Genomic DNA, 22,051 nt, shown 5'->3' with positions numbered 1-22,051 from the left:
AGTCCGCAAAATTCAATCGTATGAAAAAATTTTTCCTCTAGTTACGCATGCGGCTCTACGCCGCTGCCCGTGCCGCCATCGCTCCGGCTGCCCTTGTGAGCCCACTGCGCGTAGCGGATGCGCGCCATCCGGTAGGCATCGAGAATCGATAGCGCGTAGATCAGGAAACCACCGGCATGGCGGCCGACGAAGCTGGCGTCCGGCGGCGCCACCTTGGTGGTGACCCAGGCCAGGATCACCATGAAGAACAGGAACTGCAGCCCGCGCGTCGGCACGCCGAGCATGACATGCCCGCTCCCCGGCAGCGCGATCGCCGCGCCGAGCACGAGATACGGATTCGTCGGAGCAGGGGAGGCGGTTCTATCGGTCATGCGGCCTGCCGTTTGCGCTCGTTGATCGCATCGCGAAGCGCCGAGGCCGACTGCAGCAGCCTCTCGATCAGCGCCGGATCGAGCCTGACGTCGCCGAATGCGACCTGCCGGAACACGCCGTAGCGCGCTCGTTCGGCTTCGGCGAGCAACCAGACGATGCGCACGCCCTTCGGTGTGACCAGCAGTTCCTTGGCGCGTCCTTCAGCAAAGATGTCGAGATGGCCGGCGATGATGTCCTGCGGAAAGGCGACACCTTTGCGGTCCGTGCGCAGCACCGCTTCGGCGGGAAAGCTGGCGGCCGCCGGCAGCGTATGGCCAAGGTGATCGAAATTGGAGAAGGTGGTCGCCGAACCCGGCCGCATCATCATGTCGAAGGTTCCCGGCACATCGACAGGCTCGGTGACCGTGACGCTCAGCCATCGCGTCGGCAGTTTTCGCGTCGCCAGCGTGTCGATGATGGTGCGGACCTGCACACGACGCCCGTTCCAGGTGCCCGCCCAGGTGAGGACACCGGCGGTGCCGTCTGAGACATCGATGGCGTCGGCGATGACGGAGCGAATGTCGGCGGTGTCGGCGGCAAGCCCCGCCCTGGCCCGTTTGCGGCTTTTGCGCGCGAGCCAGGCGAGGTGGACGACGACGGCAAGCGCAATCGCCCCGACAAGTAAAGTTGACGTCAACTCAGACATCTCGACGCGCCAGAGCCCACCGTCAGCCGGCGGGCTTACTTTCCACTCCCATAGCCCTGCGGCTTCGGCCACGGCATGGTGAACTGGTCGCCGCGGCGCACGAATTTGTAGCGATAGAAGTGGAACCACAGCGAGATCAGGAAATAGAAGATGGTCATCGCGATCAGCTGCGAGCCGAAGCCGAGGAAGATGGCGAAGAAGGTGACCACGCACAGGCAGAACAGCACGATCGCCGGCAGCGGATGGAAGGGATGCGTGTAGCCGCGACGGATCGAGCCCAGCGGCCACTTCTTGCGGAACATCATGATGTTGATGCTCATGAAAGTGTACTGCAGCACGCCCGACAGGATCGAGAAGGTGATCGCCTGGTTGAGATCGGCGATGAAGGCGAAGGCGAGCGCGATCGGCAGCAGGAACAGGATCGAGCGGTAGGGCGTGCGGTATCTCGGATGCACCGCCGAGAACCAGCTCGGCAGATAGCGGTCGCGGCCGAGCGAGAACCAGGCGCGCGCCGCATCGTTGATGCAGCCATTGGCGGAGGCAAGCGCGGCCAGCAGCGTCGCGATGAACAGCAGGTTCTCGAGCAGCGGGCTGCCGGTCAGCTTGCCGGCGTCCCACAACGGATAATAGGTGATGCCGAGATATTCCCACGGCATCATCGAGGCGCAGACATACCATGTCATGGCGGCGGCGATCAGAAGCGTGATCATGCCGGCCATGGTGCCGTAGGGTAGCGAACGCGCCGGCGAGCGCACTTCCTCGGCGGCCTGCGTCGTGCCCTCGATGCCGAGATAGTACCAGATGCCGAACTGGAAGGCGGCGATGACGCCGATCCAGCCATAGGGCAGCGCATTGCCGGGCGTCACCAGCTCGTTGAGCTTCAGCACCGCCCCTTGCGTCCACGGGCTCACCGAGAAGAACAGGATGACGATCGAAATGTAGGCGATCGCGGTGATGATGAAGTTGACGTTGAGCGTCATCAGCACGCCGCGATAGTTGAGCCATGCCAGCACCACGATGGTGGCGGCGATGAAGGAATTGTGGGTAAGCCCCTCGACGCCGGCCTTGGCGACTATCGTGTCGCCGAGCAGGATTGCGTCCGACACTTCGAGCATCGTGTAGGCGAAGACCAGGAAGAGTGCGACGTTAAAGGCCATCAACGGCCCGACGATGTGCTTGGCCTGCGCGTACTGGCCGCCGGCAGCGGCGACGGTCGAGGTCACCTCGGAATCGATCATGGCGACCGAGGTATAGAGCAGGCCGACGATCCAGCAGACGATCAGCGCCGCCAGCGCGCCGCCCTTGTCGGCCGAGAAGTTCCAGCCGGTGAATTCGCCGACCAGCACGATGCCGACGCCAAGCGCCCAGACATGAGCGGGGCCGAGCACCCGGAGCAGCGAGACCCTCTCGCCGTGGATGGTGGTGGTGTTGTCAAGCGCGACCGTCATCGATCAATCCCCACTCAGATCCGGTGCTTCTCGGAGACGGCTTCAAGCTCGCCTTCGCGCGACGAGGTCAAGACCTCTTCGGAATAGGCCGAGTCGACCTTGAACCAGTCGTAGAGCATCCACAGCGCGAGCACGATCGAGATGCCCCAGCAGGCGTAAGACAGCGGTATCCACATGAGCGTGCCCCCGGATTACTTGTCGTCGAATTTTTCGTTGATGACGTCGCGATATTCCCGGTCCGATGCGCGGAACAGGAAGACGAAATAGGCGATCAGCACGATCGCCATGATGATCAGCGTCGGCCAGTCGATAATGTAGTGGAACCGATTCTGGATGATGTCGTGCGCGGTCTCGGGCGTATAGCCGAGCTTCTCCCAGATCGAGGCCATGGTGGCGTTCTGGCCAAGCGCGTCCCAGGTCTTGGCGTCGAGCGGATCGATGGACTTCGCCGCTCCGGCGAGGCCGAGCTTCAGCGGCAGCCACAGCGCCACGAAAATGGCCACCACGACGACAGCGATGTCGAAAATCTGGCCGGCCTTGCTCTGTTCCGGCGGCGTGTAGCGGGACATGCTGTCTACCCCTTGCGGTTGCGGAACGCATCGGCGTTCTTGATGTCGAGCCCGTAGATGAAGTCCTTGTCTTCTTTGTAGTGGTTGACCATCGCCAGGATGGCGGCCGTGTTGAAGATCAGCACTGCGGCGGCGGCGACCGCGACGACCAGCTTGATGCCGGCGTCCGGAATGTACGGCCATGCCATGATGAGGACGAAGAGGATCGTCGCCCACAGGCAGATGATCAGGAGCGCGGATCCGCGCACGTCGGAACGGTACAGCGCATTGATGCGCTGCTGCAGGTCGGACATCGGTTTTCCCCTTCTCTCGACGTCCGAACCCGAATCGGCCGGGCGTCCCGCTCTTTCAACAGAGTGAAATTTTTTTCATAAGTTCCGACCGAATTCCGGAATTGTCAAGCCGGATTTACGGTTTGTGAACCGTTCGTTCCAGGTCAAGAATTTTGCCTGACAATGAAATTATTTGCTTCAAGGGGATTGCAGCGCTTCGCCGTTTGCGGTCAATATTCGATCAAAGCTCCGGCCATCGAGCCAAGGAGCAGGGAACAGCAATGACTTTCTGACGGAGGACGATCGGATGACGGCATCCTGGAGATTTTCGACCTTGGCGGACCGCCATCGCGCGCTCGGCTCGAAGCTCGAGGACTGGAGCGGCATGGGCACCGCCTGGACCTACGACAAGGATGCCGATGAGGAATATGTCGCCATCCGCACCAAGGCCGGCCTGATGGACGTGTCGGGCCTGAAGAAGGTCCACATCACCGGGCCGCATGCCGCACATCTGATCGACCTCGCCACCACCCGCGACGTCGAGAAGATCTATCCCGGCAAGTCGGCCTATGCCTGCATGCTGAACGAGGCCGGCAAGTTCACCGATGACTGCATCATCTACCGCATCAGCCCCAACAGCTGGATGGTGGTGCACGGGTCGGGCACCGGCCATGAAGAGTTGCAGCGGGCAGCTGTGGGCCGCGACGTCTCGCTGCGCTTCGACGACAATCTGCACGACCTGTCGCTGCAAGGACCGACCGCCGTCGACTACCTGGCCAAGCACGTGCCGGGCATCCGCGACCTCAACTACTTCCACCATATGCAGACGCAGTTGTTCGGCCTTCCGGTGATGATCTCGCGCACCGGCTACACCGGCGAGCGCGGCTACGAGATATTCTGCCGCGGCCAGGACGCCGGCACGATCTGGGACAGGATCCTCGACGAGGGCAAGAGCGCGGGCATCATCCCGTGCCGCTTCACCACGCTGGATATGCTGCGCGTCGAAAGCTACCTGCTCTTCTACCCCTACGACAATTCGCAGAAATATCCCTTCGACAATGAAGGCCCCGGCGACACGCTGTGGGAGCTCGGCCTCGACTTCACCGTCAGCCCCGGCAAGACCGGCTTCCGCGGCGCCGAGGAGCACTACCGCCTGAAGGGCAAGGAGCGCTTCAAGATTTACGGCGTCCTGCTCGACGGCAAGGAGGCGGCCGACGAAGGCGCGCCGGTCTATCGCGACGGCAAGAAGGTTGGCGTGGTGACCTGCGCCATGTATTCGCCGCTGGTCGAGAAGTCGATGGGCATCGCCCGCCTCGACGTCGACTGCGCCGTCAAGGACGCCAGGCTCGAGATCCGCAACAGGAGCGGCGCGATCAACGCGACGGCGCAACCATTGCCGTTCGACGATCCCAAAAAGACCAAGCGCACCGCCAAGGGCTGAGGCATTATCAACGGGGAGGGGTATCGAGGCACTAGAGCATGATCCCGAAAAGTGGGAACCGGTTTTCGGAAAAGATCATGCTCCAACTGATCTAAGGTAGAATGGCAGCCAAGACGATCATCAGCCGGCCCGTTTACGGAACCCTGTCTCCGCAGCCCGGCAAGCACCATCTATTCGTGGCGGATGCCGAAGGCGCGCTCGCGATCATCGACATGGCCGGCAAGGCGCCGGCCGGTTTCTTCGACGGTGCCGAGATCGTCTTCATTCCGGGTCCCGACGGCAAGCACATTGGCGCTCTCGAAGCGCTGAAGCCGGCGCAGCTCCATATTGCGCCGTCCTTCGCCAGCCTGCTGCCGCGATTGAGGCAGACCCTGACCAACGCCCATATGGGCCTGCGTCTCTATCTTAGCGGCACCGAAGGGCTGATCGGCCAGGCCATGCAGGTGGCGCTCGAGGCCGGCATCGACCACACCTCCATGCAGACCGAGCATCGCGGCTCGCTGGCGCGCCGCATGCAGTGCGTGCACTGCAAGGGCATCACCGAGAACGTGACGACGCAGCCGGCGACCTGCGCGCATTGCGGCCTGCTGCTTCTGGTGCGCGACCACTATTCAAGGCGCCTGGCCGCCTTCCAGGGCGTCTGCATCAATGCCGAGGATCGCTCAGAGGTTCCTCCGATGGAGGAGGTCTTCCGATGAGCACCGGCACCACCAAGCTCGACGTCGTCGTCAGCGATGTCGCCCCCGTCAACGATCTGGTCACCCGCTTCCATTTCCGCCGCCGCGACGGCGAACTCCTGCCGACCTTTTCAGGCGGCGCCCATGTCGTGGTCGAGATGCGCGACGGCGACCGCACCAGGCTCAACCCCTATTCGCTGATGGGCTCACCGCTCAATACCAGCGAATACACGATCTCGGTGCGCCGCGACGATGTCGGCCGCGGCGGCTCGCTGTTCATGCACAGGTCGGTCAAGCCCGGCCTCGAGATGGTGATCAGCTATCCGGTCAACCTGTTCTCGCTCGACCTGAGAGCCAGGAAGCACCTGATGCTGGCCGGCGGCATCGGCATCACGCCGTTCATGGCGCAAACCGCGCAACTGGCGGGGTCGGGTGGCAATTTCGAGCTGCATTACACCTGCCGCACCGCTTCGCTCGGCACATATGCCGATATCCTGCAGCAGCGCTACGACCGCCGGGTGAAGCTTTACCACGACGATCGCGACGAGCGCATCGATCTCGACCGTCTGCTTTCGACGCAGCCGCTCGGCACGCATCTCTACGTCTGCGGCCCGGCCGGCATGATCAACTGGGTGCGCGACCGCGCCGCCGCTCTCGGCTGGCCGTCGGAAACCGTGCATTTCGAGCATTTCGCGGCGCCCCAGCCCGGCGCGCCCTTCGATGTGGCGCTGGCCGTCAGCGGCAAGACGATCCGTGTCGGCTCGCAGCAGAGTCTGCTCGAGGCGATCGAGGCCGCCGGCGTCGATCCGCCCTATCTCTGCCGCGGCGGCGTCTGCGGCCAGTGCGAGACCAATGTCATCTCGGCAGACGGCAAGTTCATCCACAACGACCACTGGCTGAGCGAGGAAGACCATCGCTCCGGCTGCAAGATCATGCCTTGCGTCTCGCGCTTCGAGGGCAAGTCGCTGGTCCTGGAAAGATAGGAGGCGAGCTTGGGCATCACCTTTCGCAAGGAAACATTTCGGGACGACTACACCTTCCGCAACAGCCCTGAGCACATCAGGCGCTTTCCGTTCCCGTTCAACGAAGACAGCTACATGTATGCCGTCAACATCGAGCCGCATGTCGTCGGCCCGAAAGGCAGCGTGCTGGAAAACCTGATCGACGTCGACGAGCACTATGTCGCCGAGATGCAGGATCGCGCGCTGGTGCTGGCCGAGGATCCGCTGCGCTGCCAGTCGCTGCCGCATATGACGCTGGCCGGCTGGGACCTGCTCGAGCTTTTGATGGAGCAGCAGGCGCTCGGCTATCCCGAGCATTTCACGCTGACGCGCGACGGCGACCGCTGGCGCTGGATCAACCGGCCGCTCGGCATCGACGACACCTTCACCTTCGGCGACACCTCGACGCTGCCCTATGGCCCGATGGAATACATCACCCGGCAGAGCCAGGGCGATTTCTGCATCCTCGATCAGCGCGACGGTAATCTGTGGATGGATGCCGGCATGGTCACCACCCAGGCCGATTGGTCGCTCGATTTCGACATCGGCATGAACTTCTTCGAGTGGCACGCGCCGGTGCCGCTGGCGCACGAGAAGGGCATCTTCATCCGTGCGCTGAAATTCCTCACCAACATCCAACAGGGCAAGCCGGCGCGGCGGCTCAACTGGACGATGACCATCAATCCGCGCCTCGACACCAGCCCGGAGAACTACCACAAATGGGGTCCGGACCGGGCGACGGTCACGCCGGAGAATGTTGGCGACAAGGTGCATCTGCGCGTCGAGCTGCAGAGCTTCTGGCGGCTGCCGCGCTCGAACGGCATCGTCTTCCCGATCCGCTGCTATCTGATCAAGATGGACGAGCTGGTGACGCAGCCGAAATGGGCGTGTCGCCTGCACCGCGTCATCCGCGACCTGCCGGAAGAGCTCGCCACCTACAAGGGCCTGACCCGCTATAGGCCGACGCTGGTCGAGTGGCTGTCGAAGCTGGACGACGGGAGCCCGACCAGCCCGGGGTTTGGGCCGGATTGAAACTGTCGGCGGGACAGCGCCCACCTCTGTCCTGCCAATCTCCCCACGAAGGGGGAGATCAGCCGATCACCCAGCGCTGCTTTGCGGATAGCAGATGATGGAAAGGTACCGCATCGGCAGCCGCGTCAGCTGTTCCGGTCCGTGCGGTGCGTCGGCGTCGAAGAACAGGCTGTCGCCAGGTTTCATAGGATAGAGATTGCTGCCGTGCCGGTACACCACCTCGCCCTCCAGCATGTAAAGGAACTCCATGCCGGCATGCTGGAAGGTCGGGAAGACGTCCGAATCCTCAGTCAGCGTGATCAGATAAGGCTCGACGACGACGCCGCTGGTGTTGGAGCCGATATGGCCGAGCAGATTGTACTGGTGGCCGGCGCGCGTGCCGCGGCGCTCGACATCGAGGCCTTCGCCGGCCTTGACGAAGACGGCGCTGTGCTCCTCCTCGAAGCGGCGGAAGAAGGCGGTGACCGGAACGCCGAGCGCGCGCGACAGCGCCTGTAGCGTCGTCAGCGACGGCGAAGTGATGCCGTTCTCGATCTTCGACAGCATGCCGAGCGAAATGTCGGTGGCGGTCGCGAGATCGGCGACGGTAATGCCGAGCTTCTTGCGGAATGCCCGCACCTCGCGGCCGATCGCCACTTCCAGCACCTTTTCGCGCGTGTCGCGAATGGCATGCGGGTCCTGGGTGAGCGGCGTGCGGATCGTTCGCCCGTTCGGGCCAATGCTCTTCGGCGAGGGCTTGCCCTTTGTGGCGCCGGCAGCGTGCTTGAGATCGGAAGTCTTCTTCGCCATGTCGCCCTCAGATTCTGCGAGAATTTCACTCATGGTGAACATATTCGGCGGCGATACAAGAGGGCAAACGCGACGGCAAGCCATCCTATGTCGCAGGGCCATTCCTCGCCAAATTGTCCGTCGCCGGTTTTCCGCGTGAAATCCGCTGCACGCCAACGCCGTTCACGCAGTTGGTTATTGACAGCACAAGAGGGCCAATTACTGTCACTGACAGTGAAATTTGTTTCGCTAGGGAAAATGAGAACGGGAGACCCGCCATGAACAGTCGCGTTGCCGTCATCGGAGCAGGACCCTCGGGTTTGGCTCAGCTTCGAGCCTTCAAGTCGGCCGCCGATAAGGGCGCCGAGATTCCGGAAGTCGTCTGCTTCGAGAAGCAGTCCGACTGGGGCGGCCTGTGGAACTACACCTGGCGTACCGGGCTCGACGAGCATGGCGACCCCGTGCATGGCTCGATGTACCGCTATCTCTGGTCGAACGGGCCGAAGGAATGCCTCGAATTCGCCGACTACACCTTCGAGGAGCATTTCGGCCGGCCGATCGCCTCCTATCCGCCGCGCGCTGTGCTCTGGGATTACATCAAGGGCCGCGTCGAAAAATCAGGCGTGCGCAAATGGGTGCGCTTCAACACGCCGGTGCGCATGGTCACCTATTCCGATGCGACGAAGAGATTCACCGTCACCGCGCATGACCGCAGCAATGACGTCACCTACTCGGAAGAGTTCGACAATGTCGTCGTCGCCTCCGGGCATTTCTCGGTGCCCAACGTGCCGTTCTTCGAGGGGTTCGCCACTTTCAACGGCCGCATCCTGCACAGCCACGACTTCCGCGACGCCATGGAGTTCAAGGGCAAGGACATCTTGATCATCGGTCGCTCCTATTCGGCCGAGGACATCGGTTCGCAGTGCTACAAATACGGCGCCAAGTCGATCACCTCCAGCTACCGCTCGAAGCCGATGGGCTTCAAATGGCCGGAGAACTGGAAGGAGGTGCCGCTGCTGCAGAAAGTCGTCGGCAAGACCGCGCATTTCAAGGACGGCACCACCAAGGAGGTCGACGCCATCATCCTGTGCACCGGCTATTTGCATTCCTTCCCCTTCCTCACCGACGACCTCAAGCTCAAGACCGCAAACCGCATGTGGCCGCTGGACCTCTACGAGGGCGTCGTCTGGGAGAAGAATCCGAAGCTGTTCTATATCGGCATGCAGGACCAGTTCTACACCTTCAACATGTTCGACGCGCAGGCCTGGTACGCGCGCGACGTCATCATGGCCCGCATCAAGCTGCCGTCGGCCGAGGCGATGGCCGAGCATAGCGCCAAGTGGCGCGCGCGCGAGGAGACGCTGGAGGACGCCGAGCAGATGATCTGGTTCCAGGGCGACTACACCAAAGAGCTGATGGACCAGACCGACTATCCGGGCTTCGATGTCGAGGCGGTCAACCACACTTTCATGGAGTGGGAGCATCACAAGGTGGAGGACATCATGGGCTTCCGCGACCATGCCTACCGCTCGCTGATGACCGGCACGATGGCGCCGCTGCACCATACGCCCTGGCTGCAGGCGCTGGACGACTCGATGGAGAGCTATCTCGAGGTGAAGGGCGTCGCGGCGGAGTAAGGCCTTCGCGAAGCGGTGCACTTGCCGTCAGGCCGGCACGGCGACCCAGTCGTGCCGGCGCTTGTCGTAGACGGACCGCGTCGGTGGCGGAAACGACGGATCGGCGAAACAGCCGACGGCAACGGCGACCGCCGCCGGCCGTCGCGACGGATACCAGAACACCGTCGAGCCGCACGTTCCGCAGAAGTGGAAGGCGATGGGACAGCCGCTGTCGGAATCGCGCTGGAATGTCCGCGACGACCCGGTGATCTCGGTCGTTGCGGCATCGAAGAAGGCCGCTACGCCGAACGGGCTGCCGGTCCGCCGCTGACAGTCCAGGCAATGGCAAAGCGACACTATGTCGGGCTCCCGCTGGCAGCGGATCTGCAATTGGCCGCAGGCGCAGCTGGCTATCCGGCTGGTCATACTCTCTCTCCTTTGGGTGGTTTTGGCGCTTTGGGTGTTACCCCAGCCTCGCCCTGGCTTTCGCTGTCCAGGCGTTGAACAGCCGGTCGGCGACGATGCCGATGAAGGCGATCGCCAGGCCTGCCACGATGCCGCGGCCGGAATCGGCCTTGGACAGCGCGATGAACACTTCCTGGCCAAGGTCACGCGTGCCGATCATGGCGCAGATGATGATCATCGCCAATGCCATCAGGATCGTCTGGTTGACGCCGAGCATGATCTCGGGCAGCGCAAGCGGCAGTTGTACCCGGAAGAAGGTCTGGCGCGGCGTGCAGCCCGAAACCTTCGCCGCCTCGATCAGCGCCGGCGGCACCTGGCGGATGCCGTGGTTGGTGTAGCGGATTGCCGGCACGACGGCGAAGGCTATCGTCGCGATCATCGCGGTGACGTCGCCGACGCGGAACAGCATCACCACCGGGATGATGAAGCAAAAGGACGGCAGCACCTGCAGCGTGTCGATGATCGGCGTGACGATCTTCTCGAAGCGCTCGCTGCGCGCGGCGGCAAAGCCGATCGGAATGCCGATCAGGCATGAGATGAAGGCGGAGATGCCGCAGAGATAGACCGTCGCCATGGTCTTTTCCCAGAGCCCGGTGACCGCGCAGAAGGCGGTGAGACCCGCGACCAGCGCGGCAAGCCGCGAGCCGCCGAGCTGGTAGCCGGCAAGGCCGAGCAGGAACACAGCGCCAAGCCACGGAAAACCTTCGCAAAAGGCGCGCACAGGATTGAGCACGTTAAGGATCAGCGCCACCCGGAAGGCTTCGATCGTGTCGAAGAAATTGATCGTCACCCAGTTCACCGCCGCCTTCCACAACGGCGCCGTCGTGAAGGTGATCGCTTTCGGCACCGCCGCGAAGCTGGGCACCAACAGGCTGAGCAGCGTGGTGACGACAAGGATGGCGACAGCCCACGTCAGGTTGGGATAGCGCCGCCAGAAATTGAGGCCCGCCGCCCGATGCGTCTGGCCCATCGCCTGGTTGTGGGCGATCGCCTGGCTCAGCCGATCGAGCGCGATGGCCAAAGCGACGATGGCAAGGCCGGCCTCCATCGCTTCGCCCACCTTCAGCGCCCGCAGCGCCAGCAGCACGTCATAGCCGAGGCCGCCGGCGCCGATCATCGAGGCGATGATCACCATGTTCAGGGCCAGCATAATGACCTGGTTGACGCCGACCATCAGCGTTGGCCGCGCCGAGGGCAAAAGCACGCGCCACAATTTCTGCCTGGCCGTGCAGCCGGCCATCTCACTGAACTCGTCGATCTCCGATGGCACGCGCTGCAGGCCGAGCATCGTCGCCCGCACCATCGGCGGCGTGGCAAAGATGGCGGTGGCGATCATCGCCGACACCGGGCTGTTGCCGAACAGGAGCAGCATCGGGATCAGATAGGCGAAGGTTGGAATGGTCTGCATCAGGTCGAGGGCAGGGGAGACGACGAACCTCTCCGCCCAGGGCTTGCGCCAGGCCCAGATGCCGACGAACAGGCCGGTGACGATGCAGAACGGCACCGCGATCGAGATCAACGCCAGCGTCAGCATGGCGCTGGTCCACTGGCCGAACAGCGCGACATAGGCAAAGCAGCCGCCGACCAGCACACCCAACTTCCAGCCGCCGGCGGCGCGGCCGGCGAGGAACGCCGCAACGCATACGCCGAGCCAGGACAGGCGCGGCAGGGTGAAGGCGTCAGCGCCATGGCCGATCTTGAAGTTCTTGGCCAGAAGATCGAGCGCGAAATCGAGCGGCACGCCAAGCACCGCCGTGATCGAGCGCGTCAGCCAGGAGAAGCTCGCCTTTATCCACTTCATCAGGTCGCTGATCCAGTCGGCGACCGGAATGACGGCGTCGGCCGGATAGTTGACCGCCCAGGGCACTTTGTCCTCGAGCAGGAACACGACCAGCACCGCGAGAAGCGCCAGCGCCCAGATCGCCAGCCAGCGCTGGACCGGCGGCCTGGCTTCGCTGACGCTCGCCGTCACCGTCATGCGCCGGCTCCGCTGCGCTCGATGCCGGCCAGCAGGTCGATCACCGCTTGCGGCGTCACTTCGCCGATCGGCTTGCCGCTGCCGTTGATCACGGCGAAGGGCTTGCCGGCGGCGACGATACCGGCCGAGAAGCTGGCGATCTTCGCCTCCGGCGAGACCGTGCCGCCATGCTCGGTGCCGCCGCAAGCGCGCATCAGGCTCCTCGCCGAGATCACCTTGGCGCGGTCGACGTCGCGGGTGAACTCGGCGACATAGTCGGTCGCCGGATTGACCACCAGCTCCTCCGGCGTGCCGGTCTGGATGACCTCGCCGTCCTTCATGATGGCGATGCGGTCGGCGAGCCGGATCGCCTCGTCGAAATCATGGGTGATGAAGACGATGGTCTTGTGCAGCATCGTCTGCAGCCGCATCAATTCGTCCTGCATCTCGCGACGGATCAGCGGATCGAGCGCCGAGAACGGCTCGTCGAGGAACCAGATCTCCGGCTTGGTGGCAAGGCTGCGCGCGATGCCGACGCGCTGCTGCTGGCCGCCGGAAAGTTCGCGCGGATAGAAATGCTCGCGCCCGCGCAGGCCGACGAGCTCGATCACCTCGCGGGCGCGGCCCTCTCGCGTCGCCCGGTCCTGCCCCTGGATGCTCAAGGGAAAGGCGATGTTGTCGAGCACGTTGAGATGCGGCAGCAGCGCGAAATTCTGGAACACCATGCCCATGCGGTGACGCCTGAGCTCGATCAGCGCCGCATCGGAGATTTTCAGCAGGTCCTTGCCTTCGAACTCGACCTTGCCGTGGCTCGGCTCGACCAGCCGCGACATGCAGCGCACCAGCGTCGACTTGCCTGAGCCCGAGAGCCCCATGATGATGAAGATCTCGCCCTGGCGGATTTCCAGGTCGACGGCGCGTACCGCGCCGACCAGTCCCGCCGCCGCTATGTCGGTGGGGCTCGCCTTGCCGGCGCGCTCGCGGATGAAGCTCGCGGCGTTGGCGCCGAACAGCTTCCAGACATTGCGGCAGGCAAGTTTTATCGGGCGCGCATCCCTGGGCGCGCCGGCGGCCTGCGGTTCAGTCGCGTCGCTCATGCATTCGTCCTTCTGGAACGGGCAGTAGAGACCCGGCCATGCCCGGCCGGGTCTCGCAGTTTCCAGTCGGAACGGTCACTGCGCCCAGGCTTTCCAGTCGGCCTCGTGGGCGGTGATCCACGCGGCGGCGACCTCTTCCGGCGTCTTGCCGTTGAGGTCGATGTCGCCGCTCATCTTGTTGAGCTCGTCGGTGTCGATCGTATAGGCCTTGGCCACCTTGTAGGCGACCGGCCATTTCTCCTTCATGCCGCCCCAGGCAAATTTCCAGATTTCGCCATGCGGCTTGCCGCAGTCATATTTGGCGTCGGGGTTGGTGCCCCATTTCGGGTCGGTGTAGCACTCCGGCGTGTATTCGGGGAATTGCACCCACTCGCCCTTGTACTTGGCCGGCGCCCAGTGCGGCGAATAGATCCACAGCATGATCGGCGCGTTGCGCTGATAGGCGGACTCGAGCTCGGCGAACATTGCCGCGTCGGTGCCGGCATGGATGACGGTGAAGGGCAGTTTCAGCGCCTCGACGCGCTCGTCGTCAAACCCTTCCCAGGTCACCGGGCCGCCCAGGTAGCGGCCCTTCGGCGCAGTCTCGGCCGTCGAGAAGGCCTCGGCGCATTTCGGGTCCTTCAGCGCTTCCCAGTTGGGCAGGCCCGGGCACTTTTCCTTCATGTATTCCGGAAACCACCATTCTTCCTTGGCCTTCGGGCCGAGCTTGCCCAGCCGTTCGGTCTGGCCGGTGGCGTCGGAAGCCTTCATGGCTTCGCCGGCGGTCGTGTCCCAGAATTCGAGGCCGACATCGAGGTCGCCATTGGTGAGGCCGGTGGTCAGGCTGGAGAGGTAATCTGCGGTCGGATATTCGACCGTGTAACCGAGCTTTTCGAGGATGCCGCCAAGAATCTTGGCGTTGAGGTTTACGCTGGTCCAGTCGAACAGGGCGATCTTGATCGGATCGCTGGATTCAGGCGCGGCCGCTTGCGCTGCCGGCGTCAGTGCGCTTGCCAGGGCAAGCGTTAGGGCTCCCATTGATGCTGTCGAAATCATGCTCCGAAGTGACATGCTTGTTCTCCTGTCAAGCTCTGGTGAGGATTATCGGTCGTTCCCTTCTTCTGGTCTTTTTATGATTGTGTTGGAAAAGCCGGTCGCTGCGCAAGCGCCCATCCGGCACTGAAGCCGGCGCCAAAGGTGAAATGATGCCAGGATGAAGGTGCCGTGCGAAGCGAGGCCGGGTCATGGCCGCCCGTCGATGGCTGCCGGGGCAGTCATCCGCGGTTCGATCGCCGCCAGCGCGGCGCTCTTGAGCATGCGAGCCATCAGGGTCCCATGATCCAGGCCTGGCGCGTCATGCGGCGAGCCGAAGCCGTTTCATAGGATGAAATTATATATACCAAGGTTCATGTCGCGCAACGCACAAACGCACTGAGCGATGCGCAATCCGACAGCCTCAGGACATGATCAGGCCGCCATCGACATTGATGGTCTGACCGGTGATGTAGGCCGCATCGTCGCTGGCGAGGAAGCTGACCAGCCCGGAGACGTCCTCGCCGCTGCCGGCACGGCCCATCGGGATGTTCTTCACCCACTCCGCCATCAGCTCGCCCGGCTTGTAGTCGCCGAGCAGCTTGCCCCAGGCGGTGTCGTTATAGGCCCACATGTCGGTGTCGATGATGCCGGGGCAGATGGCGTTGACGGTGATCTTCTCCTTGGCCACTTCCTTGGCGAGGCTCTGGGTGATGCCGACGACGCCGAATTTCGAGGCCGCATAGTGCGGCGTGTAGATAAAACCCTGCCGCGCCTGGCCCGAAGCGGTGTTGATCAGCCGGCCGCCCTCGCCATGCTTGCGCATGCGCCCGATCGTTTCCTGGCAGCACAGGAACACGCCCTTGGTGTTCACCGCCAGCACCTTGTCCCACTCGGCCTCGGTCATCGCTTCGATCCTGGCGATGGTGATGACGCCGGCGTTCTGCACCGAGATGTCGACGCGGCCGAATTCCTTTTCGGCGAGGTCGTAGAGCGCCGCGACCTCGTCCTTCCTGGTTACATCCATGCGCATTGACGCGACCTTCGCGCCCGCCGCCTTGAGGCCCGCCGCGACCTCGTCGACGCGCGGATCGATGGCGCTGACCACGACAGCGGCACCCTCCGCCGCGAAGCGTTTCGCCATCGCCGCGCCGATACCGCCGCTGGCGCCCGTGACGACTGCCGTCTTTCCCTCGAAACGCTTCTGCATTTTCTCTCCTACCAGCAGACGAAGCCGCCATCGACGATGAGGTCGATGCCGGTGACAAAACTCGAGGCGCGGGCTGCCAGGAACACGGTCGGCCCGACCATTTCTTCCGGCGTCGCCATGCGACCCATCGGCGTGTCGCGCTTGAAGATCTTTATCTGCTCGGCCACCTCCGGCCGCTTGTTCATCGGCGTCAGCGTGTAGCCGGGGCTGACGACGTTGACGCGCAGGCCGCGGTCGGCCCACTCCATGGCGAGGCTTTTCGACATGTGGATCACGGCCGCCTTCGAGGAATTGTAGTGCGCCTGCGTCAGCCCGCGATTGACGATCGAGCCCGACATCGAGGCGATGTTGATGATCGACCCCCTGCGGCGCGGCAGCATGACGCGCGCCTCGGCCTGGCACGACAGGAACACGCCGCTGACATTGACGTCGTAGATCTTCTGCCATTTCACCAGCGACAGCGTCTCGGCGGGTTCGGCGCCGGCGATGCCGGCATTGTTGACGGCGATAGTCAGCGCGCCGAGTTCTTTCTCCAGGCGCTCGATCGCCGCCGACAGGTCGCTTTCGGAGGTCACCGAGCCGTTCAGCACCAGCGCCTTGCGGCCGAGCTCCGATATCTTTTGCGCGGTCTCTTCCAGCCCGCCCTTCGAACTGTGGCCGAAGCAGGCGATGTCGGCGCCGGCTTCCGCGAGTCCGATGGCGATCGCCTGGCCGATGCCGCTGCCGGCGCCCGTGACCAGCGCAACGTCGCCGCTGAGATCGAATAGTTTGGTCATTGGTTCCCTCCTGCCGGCTCTCCCGAAATCAAAGGGCGCCAACACTTTGTTGGCGCCCCGCGCGGTCCGGTGCCTGGGAGGCTATCACCTGCTGCGCAAAGTTTCGATTCCCTGGGTTCCTCACGTCGATATCAGCTTGTCGCAAGCTCCATCACCGCGACATTGCTGGCTTCGCTGCGCTCGAGGATGCCGCGCTGGCGGCCGCGGCTCAACACCAGCACGCGGTGCGAGAGCCCCAGCACCTCCTCGAGATCCGAGCTCACCACCACCACCGCCATGCCGGAGCGGGCGAGGTCGGCGATGACGTCGTAGATCGCGGCGCGGGCTCCAACGTCGATGCCGCGCGTCGGCTCGTCCAGAATGAACACCTTGGGGGGCCGTGACACCCATTTGGCGATGATCACCTTCTGCTGGTTGCCTCCGGAAAGTTTCGAGACCGCCTGGTTGGGCTTGCCCTTGACGCCGAGCCGGGAGATGCCGGCCTCGGCGAATTTCTGCACTGCCTTGGGAAACACCCAGCCCTTCGGCGCGACATGGTCGAAATTGCCGAATGCCAGGTTCTCGCCGATCGTCTGCTCCAGCACCACGCCTTGCGCCTTGCGGTCTTCCGGCACCAGCACGACGCCGGCCCTGATCGCGGCGGCCGGGCCGTTGAGATGCACCGGCTTGCCGGCGACGCGCACCGCACCGGAAGAGATCGGGTCGGCGCCGGCGATCGCCCGCACCAGCTCGGTGCGTCCGGCGCCGATCAGCCCGGCAATGCCAAGGATCTCGCCTGATTTCACCGAAAAGCTGACGGTGTTGAAGCTCTTGTCCGGCGACGACAGATTCTCGACTTCGAGCAGCGTCTCATCGCGCGGCGGCGACAGCTTGGGGAACATGCGCTCGACGCTGCGCCCGACCATCTGCTCGACCACGGTGCGCACCGGGATGTCGGCGCGCTCGTGCCGGGCGACGATGCGGCCGTCGCGCATCACCACCACGCGGTCGGCGATCTGCGCGATCTCGTCGAGGCGATGGCTGATGTAGATGAAGGACATGCCTTCGGCCTTGAGCTTGCGGATCTGCTGGAACAGCAGCTCCGTCTCCTCGCCGCCGAGCGCGGCGGTCGGCTCGTCGAGGATCAGAAGCTCGGCGTTCAGCGTCAGCGCCTTGGCGATCTCGACCTGCTGCTGGGCGGCGACGCGCAGCGTGCGCACCTTGCGCTCCGGCGAGACATCGAGGCCGAGGCGCTTCAACTGCGCCGAGGCCTTTGCATTCATGGTCGCGCGGTCGATGCGGCCACCACGCATCGGCAGGCGCCCGACATAGACATTCTCCGCCACCGACAGGTCCGGCAGCAGCTTCAATTCCTGATGGATCATGCCGACGCCGGCCTCGATGGCCGCGGCCGGATTGGCGGGGGAGTAGGGCTTCCCCCGCCAGATGATGGTGCCGGCATCGGGCTTGGTCGAACCGGCGATGATGTTGGAGACGGTCGACTTGCCGGCGCCGTTCTCGCCGAGCAGCGCCACGACCTCGCCCGGCCGCACCTCGAAGCTCGCATCAGCCAGGACCTGCACCGGCCCGTAGCTCTTGCACAGACCGCTGACGAAGAGCCCATTGTGCGGGCTTCCGCTTTGGCGAGGGTCAGGGGACATCATGGCGCTCTCTAGAAGGGTGTCAGTCCTTACGGATGCTTGGCGATGAACTGCTCGACATTGTCCTTGGTGGTCAGCGTCGCTTCCTGCAGCTGTTCGGCGGGAATCTTGTCGCCGGCCACCAGCTTGATCGCCGCGTCGACGGCGAGGCGGCCCATGCCCTGCGTCTGCTGGGTGGCGGTGACGTCGAACACGCCGTCCTTCAAGGCCTTCAGCGCCGCCACGTCGCCGTCAAAGCCGGCAACCCACACCTTGTGGCCGGGATTGGCGACCTTGACCGCCTGCGCGGCGCCCAGCGCCAGCGCGTCGGCCTGGCCGAACACGATCGACACCTCGGGATGCGACTGCAGCAGGTCCTGCGTCAGCTTGAAGCCCTCATCCTGGTGCCAGCCTTCGCTCCACAGCTCGCCAACCACCTTGATGTCGGGATAGGCCTTGAGCGCCTCGCCGCAGCCCTTCGAGCGGTCGACTTCCGGCGTCGTGCCCTTCTGGCCATGGATGATGATCATCTCGCCCTTGCCGCCGGCCTGCTTGGCGATGTAGTCGCACACGCCCTGGGCCGAGGCGACGCTGTTGGTGGCGATGAAAGTGTCGCCCGGCGCGCCGTCGGCGTTGCGGTCGACATTGACGACCGGGAGGCCGGCGGCCTTCGCCGTCTTGGTCGGCACGGTTGCGGCGGTGGCGCCGGCCGGGATGTAGATCAGCGCGTCGATGTTCTGCGTGATCAGGTCCTGCACCTGGCTGACCTGGGTGGCCGAATCGCCCTTGGCGTCGACGGTGACAACCTCGATGCCCTTCTCCTTGGCATAGGCCTCAACCGACTGCTTGATCTGGTTGAAGAAGTCGGCCTGCAGGTTGGCGACAGCCAGTCCGAGCTTCTTGGCGTCCTTGGCCGAAGCGGCGTCGGACAGGCCAAGCAGCGGGATGATGGCCGCGGCGGCAAGCAAGAGTGATCGTTTGGTCAGCATGGTTTTCCTCCGTTGATATTCAATCTGTTCCGCCCGCGCATCACGGCGCCCCATGGCCGAACATTCCCAGTCTCGGATCGACCGATCCGTCTATCGCCCGGAGACCCGGGCGAATTCTCATTGCGCCCGGCTCCTCACTGTGCTCTGCGCCGCCAGGTGTCGGTGGCGACGGCAAGCGCGATCACCACGCCGATCACCACCTGCTGGATGAAGGGCGAAACGCCAAGCAAGTTGAGCCCGTTGCGCAGCACGCCGATGATGAGCACGCCGACCGCCGTGCCGCCGATCGAGCCGACGCCGCCCGAAAGGCTGGCGCCGCCGATGACCACGGCAGCGATCGTGTCGAGCTCGTAGCCGAGGCCAGAGCTTGGCTGTACGGAATCGAGCCTTGCGGCGAGCACGATGCCGGCAAGTCCGGCGAGCACGCCGCAGATCGCATAGACCCAGTTGGTCAGTGACCTCACCGGAATGCCGGACAGGCGCGCGACTTCGGCGCTGCCGCCGACCGCGTAGAGGCTGCGACCGGTGGCGCGGTAGTTGAGGAAGATGGCGAAGACGATCGCCAGCACGACCATCAGCCCGACAGTGACCGACAGGAAGCCGAAATGACGGATGATCGACAGGTTGGTGAACCAGTCGGGAAAGCCGACGATCTGCGAGCCGTCGGTGATCATGTTGGCGAGGCCGCGCGCCACCGACATCATGGCCAGCGTCGCGATGAAAGGCGGCAGCCTGGTCACCGTCACAAGCAGACCCGAAACGAGGCCGCAAAGGCCGGCGACGACGAGCGCCGCGGCAACGCCGGCCGGCATCCCGAGATTGAGATAGTCGGGGTGGGCGACGAAGCCCATCACCATCGAGGCCAGCGCCAGCACCGAGCCGACCGAAAGATCGATGCCGCCGATCAGGATGACCAGCGTCATGCCGATCGCCATGATGCCGAGCACGGTGATCTGGTCGAGCACGTTGAGGATGTTTCGCACCGTCAGGAAGGTGTCGGTTGTCATCGTCAGCGCCAGGCACAGCAGCGCCAGCCCGATCAGCGGTCCCATGGTTCCGGCAAACAGCGCCGAAAGCTTTGCGCCGGTCGAGCCTTGCGCGCTCGTCACGCCCTTCAGCTCGCTTGCATCGTTGCTCACAGCCACTTCGTCTCCTCCGTCGGCGGACAGGCGATGCGTCGCCGTCCGTTCTTGTTCACCAGGCATCCTCCCTTGTGAACAATTTATCTTTGATATGCAATTTTGTTCAGCTAATCTGTTCATCAGAAAATTGTCAAGGGCCGTCGCGCCGCTCAGCGGCGGTTTGCGCCACCCAACGGATTGCCCTAGGAGGGCAAGGGCATCATGCGCGACCGGAATCAGTTTTCTGGTCCGAAGCCGGTGCCGTCAGGTCGTGGAGTGGACCAAGACGACCGGACGAACGACGCTGGCTGGCGACAGCGGCAGGAGGGCATGAGGATGGCGGTGATCGAGAACGAGAAGGCCTCGCGCTTCCCGGACGCCGAGCTCAAGGCGCGCGCTGCCTGGCACTATTATGTCGAGGGTCTGACGCAGGAGCGCATCTCGGAGATCCTCGGCATCGGCCGCATCAAGGTGCATCGTATCCTCTCCGCCGCCCGCGAGGAGGGCGTGGTCCAGTTCCGCATCCGCGACAGCGTCGTCGAATGCGTGCAGCTCGAGGAGAGCCTGAAGCAGCGCTTTGGCCTGAGCCAGGCCGTTGTCGTGCCGTCGGCCGCGGACAGAAGCAACGCGCCGCTGATGATCGGCCATGCCGCGGCAACCTATCTGGCCGACAACGTCAATCCCGGTGATGTCATCGCGCTCGGCTGGGGCCGCACGCTGAAATTCGCCATCAACGAACTGCCCCGGCGGCCGATTGCCAGGACCACGGTGGTCTCGATGCTTGGCGGCCTCACTCACGCGCAGCCGCTCAACCCGACCGAGAGCGCCTGGGAGTTCGCCGAGAAGATCGGCGCCGAATGCTATCTGCTGCCCGTGCCGGTCTATGCTGACAGGCCGGAACAGCGCGATGCCTTCATGAGCCAGCGCAGCGTCCAGGACGTCGTCTTCCGTGCCCGGCGCGCCAACATCGCCGTGCTCAGCGTCGGCGCCTTCTCCGGCAACAGCCCGATCGCCAATTACGGCTTCATCAAGCCTAGCGAGCTCGAGGAATTGCAGGCGGCCGGCGCTGTCGGCGACATCCTCTGCTACTTCATCGACGTCGAGGGCCGCCCCATCGACCATGAGGTCAACCGTCGCGTCTGCGCCTTTCCGCTGCAGGATCTCTCCGATATTCCGTCGATCATCCTGGTTTCGGGTGGGCAGGACAAGGTGGCCGTCATGCGCGCCGCGCTTGCCAACACCAGGGTCTCGGTGCTGATCACCGACGAGGACGCGGCCAAGGGCCTGCTCAGTCGCTGAATTCGCAAGGCTTCGGACGGCGCTCGTACGACCAGTCAGAGAGATTGACCGGCGTGAACTTCCCCTCGATCGGCTTGCCGTCGTCCAGATCCTGCGAGGCGACACCCTTGCCGGTGAGGAAATTGATGTCGCAACTGCCGAGCGTCGTCTCGACGCCATCCACCGTCTGCTTGTTCCAGTCCCAGTTGCGGCTGTAGCCGCCGACCAGGAACCTGCCTCGGCGGTAGACGATCGTCAGCGTTTCTTCCGTCGATTTGCTGGCGCCGCAGCCGAAGCAGGACGTGATCGCCACCGATCCCTTGCCCTTGCTTTCGAGATCGATGATACGGTCTTCGGTCAGTCCCTTCCTGACGAAATCAGGCCGCGGGGGAGGATCAAGGTGGTCCTCGCCGGCTGCCAGATAGATGATGAGATCGGCCGGCGCGCCGGGCTCCTGCATCACCACAACCCTGTCCATCTTGCCGTCACGGTCGATGTCGAGTTTGAGCTCGAATGCCGGCGCGTTGCCGGCGAGTGCCGGCATCGGCAGGGTCCCCAGGGCGACAAGCCAGGGCAAGGCCGCAAGATGGAATTCTCTAATCATGAGCAATCGTCCGCCGCGCGCGGCAGCCTAACACCGGCTGCGC

General features: G+C 64.0%; 23 protein-coding genes. 6 read left to right on the top strand and 17 right to left on the bottom strand.

The window, feature by feature from the left end; genetic code table 11:
* Nucleotides 1–41: 41 nt before the first annotated feature.
* Genes EJ073_RS12715 through EJ073_RS12690 form a run of 6 tightly spaced genes read right to left on the bottom strand, consistent with a single transcriptional unit; the run spans nt 42 to nt 3,367 of the window.
* A complete protein-coding gene (locus EJ073_RS12715) occupies nt 42–371 on the bottom strand; it encodes a hypothetical protein (protein WP_126056043.1) in 330 nt (109 codons plus the stop codon).
* Entirely contained in the window at nt 368–1,057 is a 690-nt protein-coding gene (locus tag EJ073_RS12710) for a hypothetical protein (RefSeq protein WP_189347387.1), read from the bottom strand. The genes EJ073_RS12715 and EJ073_RS12710 overlap by 4 nt, the downstream gene beginning before the upstream one ends.
* Nucleotides 1,058–1,092: 35 nt before the next feature.
* Nucleotides 1,093–2,505 (bottom strand): amino acid permease, encoded by a 1,413-nt coding sequence (locus tag EJ073_RS12705; protein WP_126056042.1) that lies wholly within the window; start codon nt 2,503–2,505, stop codon nt 1,093–1,095.
* A gap of 14 nt (nt 2,506–2,519) precedes the next feature.
* Entirely contained in the window at nt 2,520–2,681 is a 162-nt protein-coding gene (locus tag EJ073_RS12700) for a hypothetical protein (protein ID WP_126056041.1), read from the bottom strand.
* Nucleotides 2,682–2,696: 15 nt separating this feature from the next.
* Nucleotides 2,697–3,074, bottom strand: a complete 378-nt coding sequence (locus tag EJ073_RS12695) for a hypothetical protein (RefSeq protein ID WP_126056040.1) — start codon at nt 3,072–3,074, stop codon at nt 2,697–2,699.
* Nucleotides 3,075–3,079: 5 nt separating this feature from the next.
* Nucleotides 3,080–3,367: a hypothetical protein gene (locus EJ073_RS12690; protein WP_126056039.1), complete on the bottom strand. Its 288-nt coding sequence runs from the start codon at nt 3,365–3,367 to the stop codon at nt 3,080–3,082.
* 286 nt (nt 3,368–3,653) lie between these two features.
* On the opposite strand from EJ073_RS12690, the gene EJ073_RS12685 reads away from it, so the two are divergent.
* The 4 genes from EJ073_RS12685 to EJ073_RS12670 all read left to right on the top strand — a co-directional run bounded on the left by EJ073_RS12685 (nt 3,654) and on the right by EJ073_RS12670 (nt 7,497).
* A complete protein-coding gene (locus EJ073_RS12685) occupies nt 3,654–4,787 on the top strand; it encodes an aminomethyltransferase family protein (protein ID WP_126056038.1) in 1,134 nt (377 codons plus the stop codon).
* Between the two features lie 101 nt (nt 4,788–4,888).
* Nucleotides 4,889–5,485, top strand: a complete 597-nt coding sequence (locus tag EJ073_RS12680; protein WP_126056037.1) for a dimethylamine monooxygenase subunit DmmA family protein — start codon at nt 4,889–4,891, stop codon at nt 5,483–5,485.
* Complete coding sequence (locus EJ073_RS12675; protein WP_126056036.1) at nt 5,482–6,447, top strand: PDR/VanB family oxidoreductase; 966 nt, start codon at nt 5,482–5,484, stop codon at nt 6,445–6,447. The genes EJ073_RS12680 and EJ073_RS12675 overlap by 4 nt, the downstream gene beginning before the upstream one ends.
* Before the next feature lie 9 nt (nt 6,448–6,456).
* Nucleotides 6,457–7,497, top strand: a complete 1,041-nt coding sequence (locus EJ073_RS12670) for a DUF3445 domain-containing protein (protein WP_126056035.1) — start codon at nt 6,457–6,459, stop codon at nt 7,495–7,497.
* Nucleotides 7,498–7,563: 66 nt separating this feature from the next.
* On the opposite strand, the gene EJ073_RS12665 is transcribed toward EJ073_RS12670, so the two are convergent.
* The gene (locus EJ073_RS12665; protein ID WP_126056034.1) at nt 7,564–8,286 is read right to left on the bottom strand and encodes an XRE family transcriptional regulator; all 723 of its coding nucleotides are present in this window, start codon (nt 8,284–8,286) and stop codon (nt 7,564–7,566) included.
* Nucleotides 8,287–8,543: 257 nt separating this feature from the next.
* On the opposite strand from EJ073_RS12665, the gene EJ073_RS12660 reads away from it, so the two are divergent.
* Nucleotides 8,544–9,902, top strand: a complete 1,359-nt coding sequence (locus tag EJ073_RS12660; RefSeq protein WP_126056033.1) for an NAD(P)/FAD-dependent oxidoreductase — start codon at nt 8,544–8,546, stop codon at nt 9,900–9,902.
* Nucleotides 9,903–9,929: 27 nt separating this feature from the next.
* Here the strand turns inward: EJ073_RS12660 and EJ073_RS12655 are convergent, their stop codons facing one another.
* The 9 genes from EJ073_RS12655 to EJ073_RS12615 form a co-directional block, all read right to left on the bottom strand.
* Nucleotides 9,930–10,307 carry a GFA family protein gene (locus tag EJ073_RS12655; protein ID WP_126056032.1) on the bottom strand — a complete coding sequence of 126 codons (378 nt, stop codon included), beginning with the start codon at nt 10,305–10,307 and terminating at the stop codon, nt 9,930–9,932.
* A 37-nt stretch (nt 10,308–10,344) separates the two neighbouring features.
* Nucleotides 10,345–12,324 (bottom strand): ABC transporter permease subunit, encoded by a 1,980-nt coding sequence (locus EJ073_RS12650; RefSeq protein ID WP_126056031.1) that lies wholly within the window; start codon nt 12,322–12,324, stop codon nt 10,345–10,347.
* A complete protein-coding gene (locus EJ073_RS12645; RefSeq protein ID WP_126056030.1) occupies nt 12,321–13,400 on the bottom strand; it encodes a glycine betaine/L-proline ABC transporter ATP-binding protein in 1,080 nt (359 codons plus the stop codon). The genes EJ073_RS12650 and EJ073_RS12645 overlap by 4 nt, the downstream gene beginning before the upstream one ends.
* A gap of 75 nt (nt 13,401–13,475) precedes the next feature.
* Nucleotides 13,476–14,450: an ABC transporter substrate-binding protein gene (locus EJ073_RS12640; RefSeq protein ID WP_126056029.1), complete on the bottom strand. Its 975-nt coding sequence runs from the start codon at nt 14,448–14,450 to the stop codon at nt 13,476–13,478.
* A 385-nt stretch (nt 14,451–14,835) separates the two neighbouring features.
* Complete coding sequence (locus EJ073_RS12635) at nt 14,836–15,621, bottom strand: SDR family oxidoreductase (protein WP_126056028.1); 786 nt, start codon at nt 15,619–15,621, stop codon at nt 14,836–14,838.
* Between the two features lie 8 nt (nt 15,622–15,629).
* Entirely contained in the window at nt 15,630–16,397 is a 768-nt protein-coding gene (locus EJ073_RS12630; RefSeq protein WP_126056027.1) for an SDR family oxidoreductase, read from the bottom strand.
* A gap of 131 nt (nt 16,398–16,528) precedes the next feature.
* Entirely contained in the window at nt 16,529–18,037 is a 1,509-nt protein-coding gene (locus EJ073_RS12625) for a sugar ABC transporter ATP-binding protein (protein WP_126059192.1), read from the bottom strand.
* A gap of 29 nt (nt 18,038–18,066) precedes the next feature.
* Nucleotides 18,067–19,005, bottom strand: a complete 939-nt coding sequence (locus EJ073_RS12620; RefSeq protein ID WP_126056026.1) for a sugar ABC transporter substrate-binding protein — start codon at nt 19,003–19,005, stop codon at nt 18,067–18,069.
* A 134-nt stretch (nt 19,006–19,139) separates the two neighbouring features.
* Nucleotides 19,140–20,150 (bottom strand): ABC transporter permease, encoded by a 1,011-nt coding sequence (locus EJ073_RS12615; protein WP_189347647.1) that lies wholly within the window; start codon nt 20,148–20,150, stop codon nt 19,140–19,142.
* Between the two features lie 312 nt (nt 20,151–20,462).
* On the opposite strand from EJ073_RS12615, the gene EJ073_RS12610 reads away from it, so the two are divergent.
* Entirely contained in the window at nt 20,463–21,425 is a 963-nt protein-coding gene (locus tag EJ073_RS12610) for a sugar-binding transcriptional regulator (RefSeq protein ID WP_126056025.1), read from the top strand.
* On the opposite strand, the gene EJ073_RS12605 is transcribed toward EJ073_RS12610, so the two are convergent.
* On the bottom strand, nt 21,415–22,008 hold the full coding sequence (locus tag EJ073_RS12605) for a hypothetical protein (RefSeq protein ID WP_126056024.1): 594 nt from the start codon (nt 22,006–22,008) through the stop codon (nt 21,415–21,417). The genes EJ073_RS12610 and EJ073_RS12605 overlap by 11 nt on opposite strands.
* Between the last annotated feature and the right edge of the window lie 43 nt (nt 22,009–22,051).

The organism is Mesorhizobium sp. M4B.F.Ca.ET.058.02.1.1, from assembly GCF_003952505.1.
Lineage (GTDB): Bacteria > Pseudomonadota > Alphaproteobacteria > Rhizobiales > Rhizobiaceae > Mesorhizobium.
This window is presented reverse-complemented; position numbering and strand designations above follow the sequence as displayed.